The organism is Streptomyces jumonjinensis (genome assembly GCF_009600885.1).
In the GTDB taxonomy this organism is placed as follows: Bacteria; Actinomycetota; Actinomycetes; order Streptomycetales; family Streptomycetaceae; genus Streptomyces; species Streptomyces jumonjinensis.
Map to the genome: position 1 here is coordinate 4,920 of NZ_VCLA01000161.1, position 610 is coordinate 5,529.

Here is a 610-nt window from a genome sequence, read left to right on the forward strand (position 1 = left end):
AGCGTGCAACCGCTCCGCACCCAACACCCAGTTCCGCACCCCGGGAACCGACTCAGGATCGAGGACGCCGAGCAGGGAGGGGACGACACTCGCGACTTCGACGCCCGTGGTGCGGATCATCTCCGCCAGCGCCTCCGGCTCCCGCCGCTCCTCCGACGACGCGATCGCCAGCGTCCCACCCGCAGCCAACGTCACCACAACGTCCAGAACGGCCGCGTCGAAGCTGAACGACGCGAACTGAAGCGCCACCACCCCCACGTCCACACCCAGCGCGGACCGCATCGCCCCGGCCAGATTCGCCACCCCGCCATGAGCGACCGCCACACCCTTCGGCCGACCCGTCGAACCCGACGTATAGATCACATACGCCAACTGGGCCGGGTCGATCACCGTCGCCACCGGCTCCGCCGACTCGGAAGCAATGTCCTGGATTACCTCGTCCAGCAGCACCACCCGCGCCGAGCCCACCGGCACACCCGCCAGCGTAGAACCCGACCCCAGCGCAATGGTCGCGCCACTGTCCGCCACCATGAAAGCAAGCCGGTCCGCCGGGTATTCAGGGTCCAGCGGCACATACGCACCGCCCGCCTTCCACACCGCCAGCAGGGCC

The 610-nt window shown here is 69.2% G+C and carries 1 protein-coding gene; it reads right to left on the reverse strand.

Annotation, left to right across the window (positions count from 1 at the left end; all coding sequences use genetic code 11):
* The coding region (locus FF041_RS39275; protein ID WP_228388558.1) for an AMP-binding protein at nt 1-610 on the reverse strand (610 nt) is incomplete at both ends.